Source organism: Enterocloster aldenensis (genome assembly GCF_003434055.1).
Classification (GTDB): Bacteria; Bacillota; Clostridia; order Lachnospirales; family Lachnospiraceae; genus Enterocloster; species Enterocloster aldenensis.
Genome location: NZ_QVEX01000004.1, coordinates 262,039 through 282,201, shown reverse-complemented (window position 1 = coordinate 282,201; position 20,163 = coordinate 262,039). Strand labels below are relative to the sequence as shown.

The following is a 20,163-nucleotide window of genomic DNA, read 5'->3' as shown; positions in this document are numbered from 1 at the left end:
TGTTTGTTTCGATTACCGGTTCACCCGAAATCCCATAATCATGATTCCTTTTTCTCCCCGGCCATGATAAGCATGATTTCATTGCTGCGGTTTACAAACCTGGTCATGCGCTCAGGAGCCAGCGGGCCGTGGCCCAGGCTTGCCAGGTCGTAGAGCTGCTCACAGATTTTCCCTGTGTTTTCGCCCTCCTTGTTATTCAGCACATACTGTACCAGGGGATGGTTGGCGTTAAGCACCAGCGTCTCTCCCGTGCCGCCGAACATACCCATGTCCATGCCGCCCATGCTGTACATCTTCATCATATCCTGCATACGGCGGGTTTCCTCGGATACGGTAATCATGGAAGCCACGCCGGCGTTCTTCATCTTCTCCACCTTGATATCCAGCTTGTCATTGTCAAGGGCCTTTTTAAACAGCTCAGTCAGTTCCTCGGAAGTCTTCTTGAACTCCTCGTCATCCTCTTTGACCTCTTCCTTGAACGCAGCGTTCAGGTCCGTGTCAATGCGCAGGAACTTAAGCCCTTCCTTTTTCTGCTCCACATGGCTGATGAATGGATTGTCAATGGCAGCGGGCATGATGACAGCGTCAATGCCCTCCTCCCTGAACATGTTGATATACTGGCTCTGCTCCTTTTCATTGGTCACATAGAACACCGTATTCTCATGCTTTTCCTTGTTCTCATCCAGGCAATCCTGCAGGGTGAGGTATTTGCCTTCCAGATTCTTATAAAGGATATAATCCCCCATTTTCTCAGAGAACTTTTCATCCTTGATATAACCGAATTTGATGAATGGCGCAATATCGTCCCAGTACTTCTCATAGTTTTCACGGTCCGTCTTGCACATGCCGGAAAGCTTGTCAGCCACCTTCTTGGTGATATAGTCAGAAATCTTCTTTACAAAACCATCGTTCTGCAGCGCGCTTCTGGAAACATTAAGAGGCAGGTCCGGGCAGTCGATGACACCCTTTAACAGCATCAGGAACTCAGGAATCACTTCCTTGATATTATCCGCAATAAATACCTGGCTGTTGTAAAGCTTGATGGTTCCTTCCAGGCTGTCGTATTCCATGTTGATCTTGGGGAAGTACAGGATTCCCTTCAGGTTGAACGGATAATCCATGTTCAGGTGGATCCAGAACAGCGGCTCCTTGTAATCCCTGAATACCTTGCGGTAGAAATCCTTATAATCATCTTCGCTGCACTCATTGGGATGCTTGTTCCACAGAGGGTTTGTATCATTTAACGCCACCGGACGCTTTAAGATCTTATACTTTTCCCTGGAAGGCTCAATCTCCACGGTTTCCTTGGTGCCGTCCTCATTTTCCTTCTCCTCGGTCTTTGCAGGCTCAATCACGGTTTCCACAACCGTATCCTTGTCCTTAAGCTGGTCCTTCTCAATGGTCTCATACTGAGGCTCTGCTGTCTCATTATCCAGGAAAATGTTCACCGGCATGAACGCGCAGTACTTTTCAATAACCTCCCTTGCCCTGTATTCATTACAGAACTCGGTGCTGTCCTCATTGAGGTAAAGGGTAATGGTGGTGCCCACCTCTGCCTTGTCCCCTTCACCCATCTCAAACTCAATGCCGCCCTCTGACTCCCAGTGTACGGGCTTTGCATCCTTTGCATAGGAAAGGGAGTCAATGGACACCTTGTCAGATACCATGAACGCGGAATAGAAGCCCAGTCCGAAGTGGCCGATAATCTGGTCCTCATTGGCCTTGTCCTTATACTTTTCCATGAAATCCTGGACACCGGAAAATGCAATCTGGTTAATGTACTTGTCAATCTCATCCTCGGTCATGCCCAGACCGTTATCCGTAATCTTAATGGTCTTGTCCGTTGGATTAACGCTTACCTGGATCTTATACTCCACATCCTCAGGTCTCTCATATTCCCCCATCAGCTCCAGCTTCTTAAGCTTGGTAATGGCATCCGAACCATTGCTGATAAGCTCCCTGTAAAAAATATCATGGTCAGAATACAGCCATTTCTTGATTACCGGGAAAATGTTCTCGCTTGTAATTGATAAACTGCCTTTCTTTGCCATCTCGTATCCGCCTCTTTCTTTCTATCATTGTATTTCTTTTTAATTTACATGTTAACTCACAACCTACATTTTAGTACCTGCAGGACAAAATGTCAATAAAAAATTAGCACTCATTTTTATTGAGTGCTAATAACATTGGTTTTCAGTGGGAAATTCCTTGTATTTACTACATTTCTCATGTTAGTAAATTTCACTAAAATGGTATTTTACACCATTTTTACACCATTTCTATATTTGTGTCATTTAATTTATCCATCCCCCCCTGACCCTTACAAAATCTATATGATTGTAAATGTTCATGGTAGTATTAATATCGGAATATCCCATTACATTTTGCAGTATCTTAACATCAACCTCGGCTTCAGCCATGCGTGTACAAGCGGTATGTCTCAGTATATGCGAAGAAATGTGAGGAAGCAAGCACGCTTCTCTTTTTCCTTCTTCTGCTTTTTTGCTTTCTGCCTTATTATATGCATTGACAATATTAACCAATATAGAGTTCACATGAGCAGGGGATAGCGGCGTACCATGCCTCGTTGCTGAAACCGTGTACTTCCGTCCAGATTTTTATAAATAAGCTGATGGTCAATGGTAATTGTCCGCTCATCCAAATTAATGTTCTTGCTCCAGGACAATCCAGCTACTTCCCCAATTCCACACGCAGTATTTAGCATATAAAGAATCATCGGAAGATGAATTGCATATGACAGAGTGGCTTTCTATGATCCTGAAAAACTTGTTTTTGAATAGGAATCACGCATAGGCTGTCCATCCCCTCTTGAAATCCCACCCAATACATGTTATATTATAGACATAAAAGGAACAACCGCCCACAAGGGGTTGACCCAGTATGAGATAAAAAATCCACCCGATACCAGCCAAGTATACAAGGGTGGTTTTTCTATGCCTGTTTCCAGGACTTAAAGAAAAACGCTACTTACGATTATTGAAAATAAAGGTAAGCAATGCTATAATTAACAGCGGGACCACTACTTTCTCCCGTGTCTTTGGATTATACCTTATACACTCTTCCTTATACTCTGTCTTCAATGTTAATAACCCATGGATGTGAAACCGCTCTCCATCCAATAATGTCTCCGTCAATACATCCTTAAATGCTTCCATAAGCTTATAGGTTGCTTTCTTCGTCAGTCCGGACTTATAGGCATACATCTAAATGCCTGTTAACAACCTGCCCCAGCTCATCAATATTCATTTCTCCGTACAACCATGATAATCCTGCCATATTCTTTTCATCAATAACCACTACCCTGTCTTTTAATTCCATATGTAATTTCCTCCCGATATTATCCTTTTACACTAAATCCTTTGGCCTTCAGACATTGGATTGTTTCCTACCATCCTCGCTTCTGTTTTCACTGCCGAATACAGAAAGTCGTAGGTTCTCCGATAGCTCGATGGTGTCCAGCCTGTATAGTAGTCCTGTAAATAAAAGTTCAGTGTCTTATATACCCTGTCTGTCATCTGATTGACCATGCCCTGTAATATTGGAGCCAGGGCAAAGGCCAGTTGATTCATGTTACTTATGCTTCTTGCCATTCCTTACCTTCCTTTCCGGAGCCTCGATAACTTTTACTGATTTCGCATTGTATTCGCTCCTATCACTCACAAACACTTTAAAGTGCACATAGTACCCATATTCAATATGTTCTCCATATAGATTTGAATTGCTTTACTTTACCAATATGTTATAATATCCTCAAAACAGATGATGTATCAAAGCAGGAGGGGCAATCGTGAAAAAACTTTATCTCTTACTCTCAACCACAGCAGCATTCTTATCAATCTCCTTTAGTGCTTATGCTGGTCAATGGCAGCAGGAAGGAGAACATTGGAAGATGGTTATTCCGTAAATCAGGATGGCGCATGGGTTGTTGATGGCGTGGTCCAGACAAAGCCTGAAACCGCCAGCGAAGGGGAGTACATTTCTCTGGAGGTTGGTTATAATGCAAAAATCCCCGCAGGAATGGAACGGGTACATAACCATATCCTGGATTACTATAAAAGGACATCCGCCCGTTTTGAGGATGCAGGAGGAACACGTCTGATCGGATTCAGCATTGACGATTATAGGAATCAGGCTGAGTATTTCAGGAAAGCGGAGGGAACAACGGATACCAGTTTACAGGACAGTAAAGCTGATGCAGTGGGAACCACGTTAAATGCAACTGTTGTTTTAAGAGATACGAAAGAATACCGTTCCGGCATATGGAGCCATGTCCAATTAACTGATTATGTTGGGGACTATCAGAAGCATTGGGCAAATGTACATTACTTTTTCCAGTCAAATGATTTTGTTTTAACCACTGTCAGAATTTGGGATACCGGAGTTGAGATGGACATTGATGGTTTCATGAATAGCCTGGTGAAAAACCGTTATTATGATTCTGTCAGATAATATTCCGCAAGGGCTGTGTATTCCGTTCTTGGCTAAAATCGGTTTTTGGTGCTCTAAAATAAGCCTGCGAATATGCAACGCTGCTACATACTCATGGACTTATTTCGATGTCCAAATATTTAGTTTTTAACCATCATATCAAGGCTCAATTTTACACCATTTTTCTGTCTGGATGTAACGGGTTATATAAAACCATGGAACCGGTAACCGGCACAGGAGGAAAATCATGGGGGAAACTACTTATAAGATGAAAAAGATGACAGCCCTGGCAATATGCGCGGCCCTGGCTGTAAGCGGCTGTGCTGCTCCGTCAGGAAACCAAGGCAGCCTTTTGGAACCAACACAAAGAGCGGATGATACAAAGACTGATATCCAGGTCCAAAAACCTCCGGCTTACGTCTACTACGTCAAGGAGGCAGACCTTATGCGCGCGGATGTGAACTCGGACATGGTACCCGGGGTCAATCCTTCTGTAATAATGGAAGGGATTGGGGAAGGCGCCGGCCCAAGATCCTATTATGATGCCATGCATCCGGCCAAGGATGGGAGTTTTCTTATTTTTGATTTTGAGGCGGCCCGGGATTCTTCCACTGATTGGAGAATCGTGGCCGTGGACCCGGAGAATGGCAAAGCCGAACTGGTCCATGAGGCAGGGGGTCAGGTATATACCCTCATGTGCGGCGGCAAGGCTCTGATTCACGCCCAGGAATATTCCGAGGACACAGGGGATACGGTATTTAACCTGTATTCCTATGCGCCAGGAGAAGGCAGGCAGCTGCTTCTGGCCGATATTTTTGATTTCAATGCTTCCAAGGACGGTTCCGTCATAGCTTTTACGAGGCTGGACCCGGAAGGCGGTGAATCATTGTACATATTAAGGAACGGTGAAGAGACCAGGCTGGCGGATGAAATGGGGCTGGCAGGGGCGGACGAGGGCTTTGACAACATTTACGGGGTACGTTATACATATGGCGAGGCGTACTGCACACTGACCAGGATAGGACGGGACGGCCAGGCCGAAGACATCCTTACAAAAGAGGACGGCTCCACGGATTATTATCTGGACCCCCATTCCGGCGGTGTCTATTACCTTAGATATGGGGAGGATGGCTACGGCTCGCTGTATTACTGGTCAGATGGTGAAAAGCATCTTCTTTCCGATACCGTGGATAGGGTCTGTGAATACAGACAGGACCTGGAATGTCTGGATGGAACGTCCATGATAACCTATGCAGCCAAAGAGGATGGGACATATGGCCTGTTTGCCGCAATTGACGGGGTTGTTTCCCGGTTTGCCACTCCCGGAATCCAGATGGACCGGGCAGGTATCTATCAATCTACCATAACAGAAGACAGCTCCCACATCTATCTGGCGGCCGTTAAGATGGACCACACATACCAGGCAGTTGAAAGCAGGATTTATAAATATGGGCTAAATGACGGAAAGCTGGACCCTTCCCCGGAATGCGTGGCCCGCGGAACATACCTGGACAGCATACAGCCCATGGATGGCGGCATATTCTATACGGATTACACGCAGTCCGCGGACCTGTACTGCAATGGAAAGCTCCTGCTGAAGAATGCGTATACGGATTCTGTCCTGAGCACGGATCATGGCGGCTACTTTGCATTCCAGGAGAAAATGCAGCTGTCTCCATGGATGCTGCCTTTCAAGTGGAGGTGGCTGCCTAAGTTAATCGATTCAGGCAATGAATCCTTACCCCGGCTCATAAAAATAACCACTGACGGTTCCTCAGAAACATTCAAACGGAATGTGGCCTTGTGTGAATCCTATGCAGGCGGGCTTATCATGCTTACGGACTGCGGGAAGTCCTACCCTTACACGGGGACCCTGTCCTTTTATGACGGGACCCGCCTTAAGACCATTGACAAAGGCGTGGTTGTCTTTTATCCCCACGATGAAGAACGGTTTGTAAGCGGGATTCCCTGGTCCTGGTGCAAGGGAGTGTTTGAAGATTCTGAGCAATGATTTAACAGATTCAGTCATCCCGGCAGGAAATCCCTGATTTTCCTGCTTTTGGACGGGTTGCGCAGCTTTCTCAGGGCCGCTGTTTCTATCTGGCGGATTCTCTCCCTGGTCACGTTAAAACGCCTTCCCACTTCCTCCAGCGTAAGGGGATGGCCTGTCTCCAGCCCAAACCGGAGTATGATGACCTCCCGCTCCCTTGGGCTTAATCCCTGCAGCATGGCGTCAATCTCTTCCCTGAGCAGAAAACTCTCTGCCTTGTCTTCTGTTGAGGCATTGGCGTCATCCGCCACAAAATCCCCCAGGTTGGAGCCCTCTTCGTCTCCCACCGGGGTTTCCAGGGATACCGTGTCCCCGGATGCCTGAATCAGCTCCGTAACCCGCTTTTCCGGCATCCCTACTTCTTCTGCAATCTCTTCCGTGGAAGGTTCCCGCCCCAGCCTGACGGACAGGCTGCGCTGGGCCCTCCTGATTTTATTCACCGCCTCCACCATATGGACCGGAAGCCGTATGGTCCTGGACTGGTCTGCCAGGGACCTGGTAATGGACTGTTTCACCCACCAGGTTGCGTAGGTGCTGAGACGGTATCCCTTGGAATAATCAAACTTTTCCACTGCCTTCATAAGTCCCAGGTTGCCCTCCTGGACCAGGTCCAGGAATCCCATCCCGCGTCCCGTATACCGCTTTGCAATGCTTACCACAAGACGCAGGTTGGCCTCTACCAGCTTCCGGCCGGCCTCTGCATCCCCCTCGGACTTGCGCCTTGCCAAATCCGTCTCTTCTTCCGGGGTCAGAAGGGAAATGGAGCCGATCTCCTTTAGATATTCCCTGATTGGGTCTGCGGTGGAAACCCCGTCCAGGATCCGCTCTGACCGGTATTCATCCAATTCCTCCTCTTCGCCTTCCTCACTGCTCCCAAGGCCCCCTAAGCCGCCCTCATCCAAATCATCCGAATCACTGTCCCTGAACTTCCACCGGAACTCCTCCTTGACCATCCCCCCGTCATCCAGGGCCAGGTCATCCTCCAAGATCAGGTCACTGTCAGGCAGGGCTTCCTCCCCCTCCTCCGGCACCTGGATCTGGACGCCTTTCCGTTCCAGCTTCCGGTAAACATCCTCCATCTCCTCCGGCGTCACCTGAAGTTCCTTAAATGCATCCAGTACTTCCGTCATCTCCAGGCGGTTTTCCCTGGACGCTGCCAGTGCAGCCAGCTGTTCCAGCTTACGAGACAATTCCATTTTATCCATACGTTGCCCTCCCCTTCATATGGGACCTGCTTTACCTCAAGTGCACACAATCTCATGGGAACGCATAAAGACCTTTACCGCGTTATCCCACTCGTTTTCCAGTGTCTTGTCCAGGGTAAAAAAGTTCAGCGAAGTTCCCGTTATACAATATAATGCTCCGTCTTCGTAACGGATATTCAGATACAATCCCTGAATCTGGCTGCCATCTATTCCCGTGCCCAGGGAAGCTGCAAACTTTTCCACATCCCCTGGGGCAAGGGACAGCACAATATGGAAGCTTCCGGGAAGTTTTTTTCCTTTTATCAGGGAAAAGCAAAGAGGCCTTAACATTTTCCAGGAAGAAAAATCCTCAATCCGGTTCTCCTCCAGCTCCTCCTGGGTATAATATCCCTGTCTGACATGACCGTCAATCGTAAAACTGTTATAGGTAATAATATTGATTTCCTTTACAAGAAACCGGTCAAAGTCCTCTTTTACAAACAGTTTGGATGTAAATGACCTGACATCTTCTACTTTTAATGCAACCATAGCCCTCTCCCGCACCGCAGCCAACCGCAGTTTTCCAAATTCTTACTCAATTATACAGTTTTTGCCTATTTCCGTCAAATGGAAACTGCTATGGCGGTTATCAAAAAAACAGCTCCTCATGAGCCTTTTCATGAAAAGCTGTCCTTGGATCTGTTATTGTCATATGCCGGATTTTTTAAATACTTTTCCCTGCCTCGTTCATATATCCATCACTCCCTGCCACCCGCTTTCACTCCTCCCAGCGCCGCGGCCCGATATCAGCCTGGCCCACCGGTGGACATCCGTCTGTTTTTCTTCCTCAGCGGCATTTTCTATCTGTCTTAAGTATAACACACGAAAGCTCAGTTTACTACTGTAAACACGGCAGTTCCTTTCGTCCGTCAGCCGGATTACGCTGAAAAGCCTGTCCTCCCAAACCAAATCAAAGCCTTGGTCATCCTCATGGTCCCCGTGAAGGAAAGTGTCGGGAAACCCAATGCCCGTAATCTGTTCAGCCGGAATATCCAGAAGGCAGCTTAAGAGTCCGGGAAACAGGAAAATGGAATGATGCAAAGAAATCCTAAACGCGATGGAAACAGAAACTCAGATTAAATTGAAACAAGAAAATCCTTTAGTGAACATATAGTAACATAGATGACAGGCAATGAACAGAGTCTTGATATAGACTATAGACAGCCGTATGGGCCGCGGCGCAATGCGCGGCCCATACGGCGCGCCAGATATCAGCCCCACTCCGCCAGACCGGGATTTGCGGCTGTCAGGAGTCCACCGGCCAGAACGGCGTCATCCATAAGCCTGCTTTCCACAATCCCATAATGTCCGGCATCCGCCACAAAGGCGTATTCCTCCGTATACCTGCGGATGCGCGAAAACAGCTCATCCCCCATCTTGGCCACGCCTCCGCCCACAGCAATCCGGTCAGGGGCGGCAATTGCCAGCACATTGGCCAGCCCCAAGGAAAACGTCCGGGCAACCCGGTCCAGTTCCTGGCAGCAGAACAAATCCCCTGCCCTTGCCCCTTGCGCCAGGTCCGCGCAGGAAACCCACCCCTTCCCTGGTTCCAGGCAGGATCCTCCAGCCGCATATCCAGGCGTATTCAGCCGCTTCTCAATGCTTTTCCCAGAACAGATAAGTTCCAGCCTTGTCATTGCCCCGGGCCTGCTGTCCCTCCAGTCAGGAACCCATGTATTGCCCAGGTAGCCTGCCCCGAACCCGGACCCGTCGTAGTATCTGCCGTCCAGGTACAGGCCTCCGCCAATCCCGGTGCCGATGTTGGTATAGAAAAAACGGCTGCTCCCCGCGCCGCTGCCAAGAACCAGTTCCCCAATCCCGCCCAGGACCGTGTCGTTGACAATGACAGAAGGCACCCCAAACCGTTCCTCAAACCACTCCTTCAGCCTGAAATCCATCCATCCCGGCACCTGGAGGGAACACAGCACACGGCCCCTTCCAAGCTCCAACGGGCCGCCGAACCCCACGCCGATCCCGCCGATTTCCCACCGGTCCATGATTTCCCGGATATTATCCTCCAGCCACATAAGGATATCCCGGGCGCTGGTCTTATCCCCCAGCCTGACGGTCCTCCTGTCCAGGATTTCCCCCTGGGCCGTGCCTACCGCAACCTGCTGTTTTGTGCCGCCGATTTCAACGCCAACCAGCCTAATCATGCCACTTCGCCCCATATTCAGCCTCAATTTCAGATATCATGTCTACGCGCATGGCATGTCTTCCGCCTTCAAATTCAGCACCGAAGAATTCATCCACAATCATCTTCGCCAGTTCCGGCCCAACCACCCTTGCGCCCATGGCTATGATATTGGCGTTGTTGTGTTCCACTGTAAGCTTTGCGGAATAAGGCTCCGAACACACGGCCGCGCGGATTCCAGGCACCTTGTTGGCTGCCAGGGAAATCCCGATTCCCGTGCCGCAGATCAATACGCCCCTGTCTATTTCCCCCCGCATGAGCGCTTCCGCCACCAGACGCCCTGGCTCCGGATAATTCACCTTTTCTGCCGGGGACTTGGTTCCAAAATCAATGCATTCATATCCTTTTTCCTTCAGATGTCCCATCAAAATGTTTTTAAGCTCAACCGCTACATGGTCATTGCCAAATCCAACTCTCATATCCTGTCTCCTATCCTCTGTCCATCCTATCCGTACGCACGCGCAGGGCCGCAGTTACCACTGCAGCCCTGCCAGTCTCACATCATGATTGGAAATCAGCTGCATTTTCAGCAGTAACCAGAACCGACTCTACCGGTGTCTTTTCCGGGAATTTCCCAACCTCACCCTTCTTACCGCTTTCAACCGCCTCAATCAGAAGGTCCAGGCTGGTTGCGCCAATCTGAGCCGGGTCCTGTGCAACCGTTGCACTAAGCTCATTGTTGGCAATGGAGGAAACTGCCTCCGCATCACCGTCCGTACCCACAATCATGATTTCCCCCAGCTTGTTGGCATTGATGACAGCCTGTACAGCGCCAAGGGCCATGCCGTCGTTACAGCAGTAGATGCCTTTTAAATCAGGATTCTGCTGGATCAGGGTGGAGGCGATATCCATGGCCTTCTGGCGGTCCCAGTCAGCTGCCTGGCTGCTGATGATGTCCATCTTGCCGTCTGTAAATGCCTGCTTTGCCCCCTCGGTCCTGTCCTCGGAAGACTGGTTGCCGGATTTACCCTCGATGATGGCTACCTTTGCGCCCTCGCCTGCCGTATCAACAATGTACTGCGCGCCCTTTGCGCCTACAGCCACATTATCCGTTGCAACGAATGCCACGCAGGCCCCGCCCTGGTTTGCCAGCTCTGTCTCGTCAAACTTCTCATCCACGTCCACGATGGTAATGCCCTTGGCCGTTGCTTCCCCGATACCAGGCAGTACGTTCACGCCTGAAAGGGGGGCAATGGCGATTCCGTCATATCCCTGCTGGATACAGCTCTCCAGGATGGTAAGCTGCCCTTCCAGGTCATCCTCGCTCTGTGCGGAATACAGGTCCACCTTTACGCCCTTGGCAGCGGTTTCCGCCTCCACGCCCTTCCACATCTTTACCCAGAAGTCCGTGGCCTGGGTCTTTAAGATAACCGCGTATTTCTTATCGCTAACATCTGCCGAAGCCTCCTTTGCCTCGGCTTCAGTCTTTGCCTCCTCTGTCTTGGCTTCCTCTGTTTTTGCCTCTTCTGTTTTTGCTGCTTCTGTCTTTGCCTCCGGGGCAGCCGTGGCGGCATTGCCGCCGGATGTGCACGCTGACAGGCTCACTGCCATTGCCGCTGAAAGTGCTGCTGCTAACATTCTTTTCTTCATTTTTACCTCTCCTTTATACTTGTATTTTTTATTTTCCCGCCTTTGCAAGACAGCAGGTCGGACCCTGCTTCCTGCATAGACGTGGATAAACTGTTTTAAACCCTTTAATGCCGGCCCTTCATGGCGTCAAATGCAGCCAATCCGCCTCCGGCCACCCCGCTTGTCTGGGTATGCTCCGGGAATATGAATTCCAGGTTCTCCGACGGATATGGATGCCGCGTCCTTTTTTTTACCTGATTAATCAGATATTCCATGGGGAAATCCTTCATAATCATGACGCCGCCTCCCATGACCACATAATCCGGGTCCAGGATGGTTACTTCCGTACTGATTGGATATGCCAGTCCCTCCACAAACTCAAGTATGGCCGGCTCATCCCCGTGTTTTGTGAAAATGTCCCCGATTTCCGTCTGCGGATAATATTGGTTGCGTATCCTCTGCAGATGGGCGCCGGAGCAGCGCAACTCCACGCAGCCCATATTCCCGCAGGGACAGATTTCCTTTAGATGGAAGAAGGGGATATGTCCCAATTCCCCCGCCACCCCGTTCTTTCCTGCATGGAAACGTCCATTCACATAGATGGCATTGCCGAATCCGGTTCCAAGATACATGCCCAGTATGGTCTTATCCTGCTCCGGGTCCAGATTGTATTTCTTGATGTCGTGACACAGGAGATAATTCACATCCCTGTCCACAAACACCCTGATTCCCAGCTTTTTCTCCAGAAGATGCCCAAGATCAATATTCTCAAGCCCCTTCAGGTTAGGTGTGGAATACACAAAGCTTTTGTCCTTGCTGACCGCGGACGGGACCCCCACTGAGACAGCATCTATTGCACCCTTTAGGGAATGCCGTTCCATATAGTCCATGATTTCCCCGCACAGGACATCCACCGCTCCTTCCTTTAGCATTGGGGCGCTAGATTTTCTTTCAAAATGCTCCAGCTGCCCGTCTGCCGACACACAGCCAAGACGGAGATTCGTCCCTCCGATGTCAATTCCTATTACCTGTCCCATCATGTCCCCACCTTACTGATTCACAGCCTTATTAAAATTATCCATCATCTTATCCCAGGCAGTTTCCAGGTCCTTATCCAGGTTAAAAAGCCCGGATGTGCCCACGATAAACACTTCCGTCCCTGCCTTTGCCAGGTCCCCAAAGGTCCTTTCATTGCAGGAACCGTCCACTTCAATGAGGTAACCGTACCCCTTTTCCTCTTTCAGTTCCTTAAGCTCGCTGATTTTCTCCAGCATCTCACGGATGAACGGCTGTCCGGCAAACCCCGGGTCCACGGTCATGACCGTCACCTTGTCCAGCAGGTGGATATAATGCCGGATATAGGACACCGGGGTGGCTGGGTTTAAGACCACTCCCACCTTGCATCCAAGGGAATGGATTTTATTCACGATCCGGAACGCGTCCGCGTTGATGGTCTCTGCATGAGGACATATGTACCCCGCCCCTGCTTTTGCCAGGGGGTCAATAAAATCATCCGGTGTTGTCACCATCAGATGGCAGTCCAGCGGGATCTGGCACACAGGGCGGATGGCCCTGCAGAAATCCGGCGACAATGTGATGTTCTTTACATAATGGCCGTCCATGATATCCACATGGAAGAAATCAGCCCTTGTATTCAGTATCTGAAGCTGTTCCTTGATGTTCAAGAGGTCCATGCACATCAGGGAAGGGTTAAACATTGGTTTCATAATCCTGTCCTCCTTATCTAGTTCTTTGCCTTGGCAACAAAATGGTCAATGGCAACCGAGATGATGATCAGGGCGCCCATCACGATTTTCTGATAGCTGCTTGGGATCATCAGGGCCGTCATGCCGTAGTTGATGATACCGATAATCATGCCGCCGATTACAACCCCCAGTATCTTACCCTTGCCGCCCATGAAGCTGGTGCCGCCGATGATGGTTGCCGCAATGGCATATGTCTCGTATCCGGTTCCTGCGGTGGGTGCCGCAGCGCCCACGCGGCCCAGAAGCACGATTCCTGCAATACCGGAACAGGTCCCGGAAATCATGAACACCAGAAGCCTGTGAAGATTCACATTGACGCCTGAATACCAGGCCGCCTCCATGTTGCCGCCAAGGGCGTATATATTGCGTCCTGCCTTGCACTTTGTGGTAAAGAAGGCGCAGGCGGCTGCCACGATCAATGCAATGATGACAGGCACCGGTATGTACAGGACGCTGGCGCTCATGGTCTTTGTAAAGGATGCCGGGAACCCGTAAATGTTCCTGGAATCCGAGATGACCAGCATCAGGCCCTGGAATATGGACTGGGTGCCCAGTGTGATGATGAACGGATGAAGCCCTGTCTTATTGACCAGCATCCCATTGCAGAAACCAATCATGGTTCCAATCAGTATTCCCAGCAGGAGTGCGGGTATCACCGGGATCCCATTCACCATCAGCATGGCCGTGAGCATTCCCACCAGCCCTGCCACCGCGCCCACGGACAGGTCGATACCTGCAATCAGGATGGCAAAGAATTCACCCAGGGCCAGCAGGATATTCACCGCGCTCTGCTTCAGTATCTGGGGGATACTGTCAGGATTAAAGATGCTGGACGGCTTTGCAATGGTAAGCACTGCCAGCAAAAGCAGGAATATACCCATGGTGCCATATTTCTGCCACAGCACCCCGAAACTTGGTCTTGTCTTTACTTCCGTCTGATTATTCATGGTTCTTCCCCTCCTGATTACTCTTCACCGGTTGATGATTTCAATATTTTTTCTTCTGTTGCTTCCCTGACCGCATAGGTCATTCGTATGCCGCCGTCCCTGAACACACAGATGGTATCGCATACGGACAGCAGTTCCGGCATCTCCGAGGACACCATGATGACTCCCTTTCCCTGGCTGGCCAGCCTGCGCATCAGCACATATATCTCGCTTTTACTGCCAACGTCAATTCCCTTGGTGGGTTCATCAAAGATAATGACGCTGGACTCAGCCGCCATCCATTTTCCAAGTATTACCTTTTGCTGGTTGCCTCCTGACAGTTCCGTGATGTTCTGCTCCACATCCCTGCACTTGATGTTCATGTCCTTTTTCTGTTTTGCCGCATACTCCTCTTCCGCCTTGTTGTCCAGCAGGCCGATCAGCCCGTTCCCCTTGGATGTCTTGAGGAAGGGCACAATGGAAATATTCTGTTTGATGCTGAAATTATTCAGGAAACCGGTTTCCCTGCGGTTTTCCGTCACCATGGCCAGCCCGTTCTTAATGGCCTCATAGGGCGAGCGTATGGTTACCTCCCTGCCCCCTATGAATACCTGCCCCGAAAGCTTTGGCTCAGCCCCGAACAAAGCATTCATAAGCTCGCTGCGCCCTGCGCCCACAAGTCCCGCAAAGCCCACAATCTCGCCCTTCCTTACCTGAAAGGACACATCCCGTACCCTGCCGTCCCTGCGGCTTATGTTCCTGGCTTCAAAAATGACCGGCTCTTTGTCAAAATCTTCTGTTTCCTCGTTCCGGTAGGTGCCCTTGATTTCCCGTCCCACCATCATCCTTATGACATCATCCAGGGTTATCTCCTTAACGTTCCTGGTCCCCACATAGGTGCCGTCCTTCAGCACGGTAATCACATCGCCGATTTCCTTAATCTCATCCATCTTATGGGATATATATACAATTCCCTTGCCCTCTGCCTTTAGCTGGCGGATGATATCGAACAGGTGGGCTGTCTCTGAAGTTGTCAGGGAAGAGGTGGGTTCATCCATGATGATGACGTCTGCATTGGATATAAGGGCCTTGGCAATCTCACACTGCTGTTTTTCGGAAATACTGATTTCCTCCACCAGCTGGCCTGGCCTTCGTTTTAACCCCACCTTGTCAAGGACCTCCCGGGCCCTGTCCGTCATCCCCTTATAGTCCACCACCCGGATGCCTCCCACCCGCCTGGTAGGCAGCTTTCCCACAAACAGGTTCTCCAGGATGGACAATTCATTGATGACGCTCAGTTCCTGGTAGATGATGCTGATGCCGCATTCATAGGAATCCTTGGGGGTCAGGTGGGTGAATTCCTTTCCCTTTACCGTGATTTTTCCTGAGGTGGGCTGGTACACGCCGCTGAGTATCTTCATAAGGGTGGATTTCCCCGCCCCGTTTTCCCCCATGAGCACGTGCACTTCCCCTGCCTTGATTTCAAATGAAATGTTGTCAAGGGCCCTGACACCGGGAAACACCTTCGTGACACCTTCCATTTTTACTAATGTCTCCATAAATCCTCCTCTTTTCCCTTTCCGTCATAGCGGGATACGGGTCTAGTACTCCATGGCGTAAATACCAGTGAATGCAGTACTAGGTAGTCCCCCTCACCTCCAGCCTGACCGGTATGATGGTCCGCTTCTCACTGATTTCCTTTTTCTGTATCATCCTCAGTATGGTCCTGCCTGCTGCAATTGCCATCTGTCTCGTATCCTGGGTAATGGTGGTTATCTGAGGGCTTGTGAACCTGGTCACGGAAACATTGTCATACCCCACCACCTTTACCTGATCCGGTATCTTTATCCCTGCTTCCATCAGTACGTTGATACAGGCCAGGGCCATCATGTCATTGGTGGCGAATATGCCGTCAAAGTAACAGCCACCGGAGCGGACCAGCCGTTCCATCACCTTCCTTGCCTCCCCGTAATCCGGGAAGCAGCTGACCTCCAGTTCCTCCCTGTAGGGAATGCCGTTCTCTTTCAAAGCCCTTATGTATCCTTCTTTGCGGTACCGGATGGTTGAGGCGCACCGGACGTCCCGGAGCAGGAGTATCTGTCTGCAGCCCTTGTCAATCATTTCCTTGGTGGCCAGGTAACCTCCCTCCTGGTTATCGGAAAGGATCAGCATCTTGGCATTGAGCGGGGCGCGGTCAATGTAAACCACGGGTATATGCCTGATTTCATTGATGTTCTTGATTTCATTCTGCCCTGATATGTATACAATCCCGTCAATGTGTTTTTCTATCAGCCCTTTGATATGCATGTTTTCCAATTCATAATCCTCATTGGAATTGCAGATTAAAAGAGAGTATCCATGCTTCAGCAGATAAAAATCCAGTTCCTGGATGATCTTGGCAAAAAACTCATTGGTCACATCCGGCACAATCACCCCGATGCATCTGCTCTTGTTGGTCCTGAGGCCGATGGCATTGGCGTTGGGAGTGAAACCACACTCCTCAATGGTCCGGCGTACCTTTTCTTCCGTTTCCCTGGAGTATCCTCCGTTATGGTTGATGACCCGTGAAACCGTTGCGGTTGAAACCCCTGCACGTTTTGCCACGTCCACAATAGAAAGCTTCGCATTATCATCCATGGCAGGCCTCCTTGCTTTACGTAAAGGTTTTCGTATCTTGTGACTGTATAGTAAACCTTTACGTAGAAAAAGTCAAGTACAAATGTTTATTTCTGCTATTTTAACGATTTTTATCTACTATTTTTGTGCATAATTTACATTATATTTGGTAAACGTTTACTCTTTACGTAAAATAAAAAACCCTTTCACCGCAATGAAAAGGGTTTCCAATCCTCACCACTATTTCCTAACCGCACCGCCGTCAGGTTGTTTCCCTCACAACCAGCCTGACCGGTATGATGGTTTTTTTCTCCTTTATCTCCTCATCCTCTATCATCTTCAGGATAGTATCCGCTGCATGAAGGGCCAGTTCCTTTGTATCCTGGGCAATTGTGGTTATCTGGGGGCTTGTGAACTGGGTCAGGGAAATGTTGTCGAATCCCACCACCTTTACCTGGCCAGGCACCTTAATCTGATTCTCAGTAAGCACATTGACGCAGGCCAGGGCCATCATGTCATTGGTGGCAAATATGCCGTCAAAAAAACATCCCTTTTCCTTGAGAAGCCGTTCCATCACAACCCTGGCCTCTGCATATTCAGGGAAACAGCTCATCTCCAGCTCTTCGTTAAAGGCCATGCCCTTTTCCTGAAGCGCCCTTACAAAACCTTCCTTACGGCTGCGCACAGTGGAAGCAAAACGGATATCCCTGAGAAACAGGATCCGCCTGCATCCCTTCTGTATCAGTTCGCGGCCCGCCAGGTATCCCCCTGTCTCATTATCCGAAAGGATCAGCACCTCCGCGTTCTTAGGCGCCCTGTCTATGTACACGATAGGCAGGTTTTTAATCTCATTCATCTTCTTGATTTCATTCTGTCCGGATATATATATGATCCCGTCCACATGCTTTTCCGCCAGTCCTTTTATATGCATGTTCTCCAGCATATAATCCTCATTGGAATTGCACACCAGAAGGGAATATCGCCTGCTCAGCAGGGATGCGTCCAGTTCCCGTATGATCCTGGCAAAAAATTCATTGGTAATGTCAGGAACAATCACGCCTATGCTGTTGCTGCGGTTGGTCCTGAGACCAATGGCATTGACGTTGGGAGTAAAGCCGCATTCCTCAATGGTCTTCCTTACACGCTCTTCCGTTTCCTTGGAATATCCACCGTTCCTGTTAATGACCCTTGAGACAGTTGCTATGGAAACCCCTGCCTTTTTCGCCACATCTATAATGGATACCCGTTTATTGCCTTCCATACTTCCCTCTCATTCCTACACTGCCAGGATGTGTTTGAAAAAACATTCCCTCCAAATGACGCAAGGCAGTCTTCAAACACGCCCCAGAGCGTGTACATTACTTTCTCCTATTATTATAATGCGGTTTCAATACATGTCAAGTCAAGTTCCCAGGCGCCGCGCCGGAATACCTGCACGGGCAGCCGTATCCCCGAGAAAGGGAGACAGGCAGAGGGATGTGCCCTGTTTAATTTATCTAAAGCCCTAATAAATTTATGATTATTGCCGACATATAACTTAGGGTATGTCCAAACACCCAAATCTGCCGTCTGCACGCCGGGGCATTTCCCGGCGAACAGGGAACACGGCCATATTGATTATATATTATTTCTTAAAAATAATCAGGAGGAGTCATTACAAATGAAGAAGAAAATGAAGCAATCCACCCATTTGCTGGTTCTGAACAGCATCTCAATCCTGGCCCTGTTATTCATGGCATTCTGCCTTTTCAGCTACAGCGGGGTAAACAGAAAGATTAACAAAGCCAACAGCGGGCGTTTCGAATTAACCTATAATGCCAACCGCTTCATGAACGGCTCTTCCTATCTGACCAACGAGGTCAGGGCATATGCGGCAACCGGAAAACAGGAGCATTATGATAATTACTGGAACGAGGTGAATAACCTGAAAAACCGCGACATCGGGGTCGGGAACATGAAAGCCCTGGGGCTGACCCAGGAAGAACAGTCCATGATTGATGAGATGTCAAACCTGTCCAACACCCTTGTCCCCCTTGAGGAAAAGGCAATGGATGATGTGGCGGCCGGAAAAAAGGATGATGCAGTCAATTATGTTTATGGGAATGAATACAACACCTCCATCGCAAAAATCAACCAGATTAAATCCAACTTCCTCACACAATTGGACGGCAGGGCCCTGGGAGAGGTGAACAGGCTGATTGGCGTAAGCTATTTTATCTCATTCTGTTTTTTCATCACCCTTATCCTGGTCGTTGCGCTTCAGGTCATTACTTACCGGTTCTGCAAATTCCGTTTGTTACGGCCAATCATAGAAATACGCGATGAAATGGGGCAGATTGCTTCCGGCAGCCTGTCATCCGACTTCGCCCTGGAACCGGACACCAGCGAAATCGGCATGCTGGTGGGCTCCATCCATTCCACAAAGGCAGAGCTGAAAAAGTATATTGCAGATATTGCGTCAAAGCTCTCCCATATGGCAGAGGGGAACATGGACCAGGCCATTGAAATCAATTACCTGGGTGAATTCCTTCCCATCAAGGATTCCCTGACCCAGATACTGGATTCCCTGAATCACGCACTTACCCGCATCAGTGTTTCCGCCGAACAGGTTGCTGCCACCTCTGCCGATGTCGCCTCCACCTCCCAGGCGGTATCCCAGGGCTCTTCCCAGCAGGCCGCTGCCGCCGAGGAGTTCTCCGCCTCCCTGGAGAACATATCGGCCCATATCGAGGCCATATCCAGCAGGGCGGACACAGCCAGGGCCTGCTCCACGGAAGCCGCGGGCAAGCTTATGGAAGGCACGGATAAGATGAGGGAGCTTTCAGAAGCAATGAACATCATATCAGGTTCCTCCAACCAGATCAGCGGCATCATAAAAACCATTGAGGACATCTCCTTCCAGACCAATATACTGGCCCTGAACGCGGCAGTTGAGGCGGCCAGGGCTGGCGAGGCAGGAAAAGGGTTTGCCGTGGTTGCCGACGAAGTCCGTAACCTGGCAGCAAAAAGCTCCGAGGCAGCCAAGGATACCACTACCCTCATTGAAAATACCCTTAATCTGGTAGAGAAGGCCGTAACCCTGGCGGCAGATACCACGTCAACCCTTGAGGAAGTGGGGATAGGCGCCAGTGAATCCACTGATCTGGTAGGGGAAATCGCAACAGCTTCCTTAAAGCAGAAGGAAAGCATCTTCCAGCTTACAGAAAGCATACATCAGATTTCACAGGTAATACAGTCCAATATGGAAACCGCCGAGGAATCCAGCGCTTCTTCGGAGGAACTGTCCAGTCAGGCCAGTATGCTGAAGGATGCCATCCACAGGTTCCATCTGCGTTCCTGAACCATTCTG

Annotated in this window: 18 protein-coding genes and 1 pseudogene; 3 read left to right on the top strand and 16 right to left on the bottom strand. The window is 49.6% G+C overall.

What is annotated here, in order from left to right; genetic code table 11:
• Positions 1-38: 38 nt before the first annotated feature.
• The 4 genes and pseudogenes from htpG to DWX59_RS29610 all read right to left on the bottom strand — a co-directional run bounded on the left by htpG (position 39) and on the right by DWX59_RS29610 (position 3,339).
• Entirely contained in the window at positions 39-2,051 is a 2,013-nt protein-coding gene (htpG, locus tag DWX59_RS11380) for a molecular chaperone HtpG (RefSeq protein ID WP_117559106.1), read from the bottom strand.
• A gap of 243 nt (positions 2,052-2,294) precedes the next feature.
• A pseudogene (locus DWX59_RS11375) lies at positions 2,295-2,579 on the bottom strand (tyrosine-type recombinase/integrase); the annotation flags it as partial.
• 405 nt (positions 2,580-2,984) lie between these two features.
• Complete coding sequence (locus DWX59_RS11370; RefSeq protein ID WP_117559102.1) at positions 2,985-3,224, bottom strand: HU family DNA-binding protein; 240 nt, start codon at positions 3,222-3,224, stop codon at positions 2,985-2,987.
• Positions 3,211-3,339: a hypothetical protein gene (locus DWX59_RS29610; protein ID WP_264469785.1), complete on the bottom strand. Its 129-nt coding sequence runs from the start codon at positions 3,337-3,339 to the stop codon at positions 3,211-3,213. Before DWX59_RS29610 ends, DWX59_RS11370 begins: the two co-directional genes overlap by 14 nt.
• A 564-nt stretch (positions 3,340-3,903) precedes the next feature.
• Between DWX59_RS29610 and DWX59_RS11360 the strand changes: the two genes are divergently transcribed.
• Both DWX59_RS11360 and DWX59_RS11355 read left to right on the top strand, forming a co-directional pair.
• Positions 3,904-4,470, top strand: coding sequence for a hypothetical protein (locus tag DWX59_RS11360; RefSeq protein ID WP_227116039.1), 567 nt, complete (start codon positions 3,904-3,906; stop codon positions 4,468-4,470).
• 226 nt (positions 4,471-4,696) lie between these two features.
• Complete coding sequence (locus DWX59_RS11355; protein ID WP_117559100.1) at positions 4,697-6,460, top strand: hypothetical protein; 1,764 nt, start codon at positions 4,697-4,699, stop codon at positions 6,458-6,460.
• Between the two features lie 14 nt (positions 6,461-6,474).
• On the opposite strand, the gene DWX59_RS11350 is transcribed toward DWX59_RS11355, so the two are convergent.
• The 12 genes from DWX59_RS11350 to DWX59_RS11295 all read right to left on the bottom strand — a co-directional run bounded on the left by DWX59_RS11350 (position 6,475) and on the right by DWX59_RS11295 (position 18,075).
• Positions 6,475-7,704 carry a sigma-70 family RNA polymerase sigma factor gene (locus DWX59_RS11350; RefSeq protein WP_117559098.1) on the bottom strand — a complete coding sequence of 410 codons (1,230 nt, stop codon included), beginning with the start codon at positions 7,702-7,704 and terminating at the stop codon, positions 6,475-6,477.
• 36 nt (positions 7,705-7,740) lie between these two features.
• Positions 7,741-8,232 (bottom strand): DUF5721 family protein, encoded by a 492-nt coding sequence (locus tag DWX59_RS11345; RefSeq protein WP_117559096.1) that lies wholly within the window; start codon positions 8,230-8,232, stop codon positions 7,741-7,743.
• 198 nt (positions 8,233-8,430) lie between these two features.
• Positions 8,431-8,784: a hypothetical protein gene (locus DWX59_RS11340; RefSeq protein ID WP_117559093.1), complete on the bottom strand. Its 354-nt coding sequence runs from the start codon at positions 8,782-8,784 to the stop codon at positions 8,431-8,433.
• 170 nt (positions 8,785-8,954) lie between these two features.
• The gene (locus DWX59_RS11335; protein ID WP_235845012.1) at positions 8,955-9,899 is read right to left on the bottom strand and encodes an ROK family protein; all 945 of its coding nucleotides are present in this window, start codon (positions 9,897-9,899) and stop codon (positions 8,955-8,957) included.
• A complete protein-coding gene (rpiB, locus tag DWX59_RS11330) occupies positions 9,892-10,356 on the bottom strand; it encodes a ribose 5-phosphate isomerase B (RefSeq protein WP_117559089.1) in 465 nt (154 codons plus the stop codon). Before rpiB ends, DWX59_RS11335 begins: the two co-directional genes overlap by 8 nt.
• Positions 10,357-10,438: 82 nt before the next feature.
• The gene (gene alsB / locus DWX59_RS11325) at positions 10,439-11,527 is read right to left on the bottom strand and encodes a D-allose transporter substrate-binding protein (RefSeq protein ID WP_117559087.1); all 1,089 of its coding nucleotides are present in this window, start codon (positions 11,525-11,527) and stop codon (positions 10,439-10,441) included.
• 104 nt (positions 11,528-11,631) lie between these two features.
• The gene (alsK, locus tag DWX59_RS11320; RefSeq protein WP_227116042.1) at positions 11,632-12,546 is read right to left on the bottom strand and encodes an allose kinase; all 915 of its coding nucleotides are present in this window, start codon (positions 12,544-12,546) and stop codon (positions 11,632-11,634) included.
• Between the two features lie 9 nt (positions 12,547-12,555).
• Positions 12,556-13,233, bottom strand: coding sequence for a D-allulose 6-phosphate 3-epimerase (gene alsE / locus DWX59_RS11315; protein ID WP_117559083.1), 678 nt, complete (start codon positions 13,231-13,233; stop codon positions 12,556-12,558).
• A 17-nt stretch (positions 13,234-13,250) separates the two neighbouring features.
• Positions 13,251-14,219: a D-allose ABC transporter permease gene (gene alsC, locus DWX59_RS11310; RefSeq protein ID WP_117559081.1), complete on the bottom strand. Its 969-nt coding sequence runs from the start codon at positions 14,217-14,219 to the stop codon at positions 13,251-13,253.
• 17 nt (positions 14,220-14,236) lie between these two features.
• Positions 14,237-15,757 carry a sugar ABC transporter ATP-binding protein gene (locus DWX59_RS11305; protein ID WP_117559079.1) on the bottom strand — a complete coding sequence of 507 codons (1,521 nt, stop codon included), beginning with the start codon at positions 15,755-15,757 and terminating at the stop codon, positions 14,237-14,239.
• A gap of 79 nt (positions 15,758-15,836) precedes the next feature.
• Positions 15,837-16,835, bottom strand: a complete 999-nt coding sequence (locus DWX59_RS11300; protein ID WP_117559077.1) for a LacI family DNA-binding transcriptional regulator — start codon at positions 16,833-16,835, stop codon at positions 15,837-15,839.
• Between the two features lie 241 nt (positions 16,836-17,076).
• Positions 17,077-18,075 (bottom strand): LacI family DNA-binding transcriptional regulator, encoded by a 999-nt coding sequence (locus tag DWX59_RS11295; protein ID WP_117559075.1) that lies wholly within the window; start codon positions 18,073-18,075, stop codon positions 17,077-17,079.
• Between the two features lie 399 nt (positions 18,076-18,474).
• Here DWX59_RS11295 and DWX59_RS11290 point away from each other — a divergent pair, with 399 nt between their 5' ends.
• Positions 18,475-20,154 (top strand): methyl-accepting chemotaxis protein, encoded by a 1,680-nt coding sequence (locus tag DWX59_RS11290; RefSeq protein ID WP_117559074.1) that lies wholly within the window; start codon positions 18,475-18,477, stop codon positions 20,152-20,154.
• The last annotated feature ends 9 nt before the right edge of the window (positions 20,155-20,163 follow it).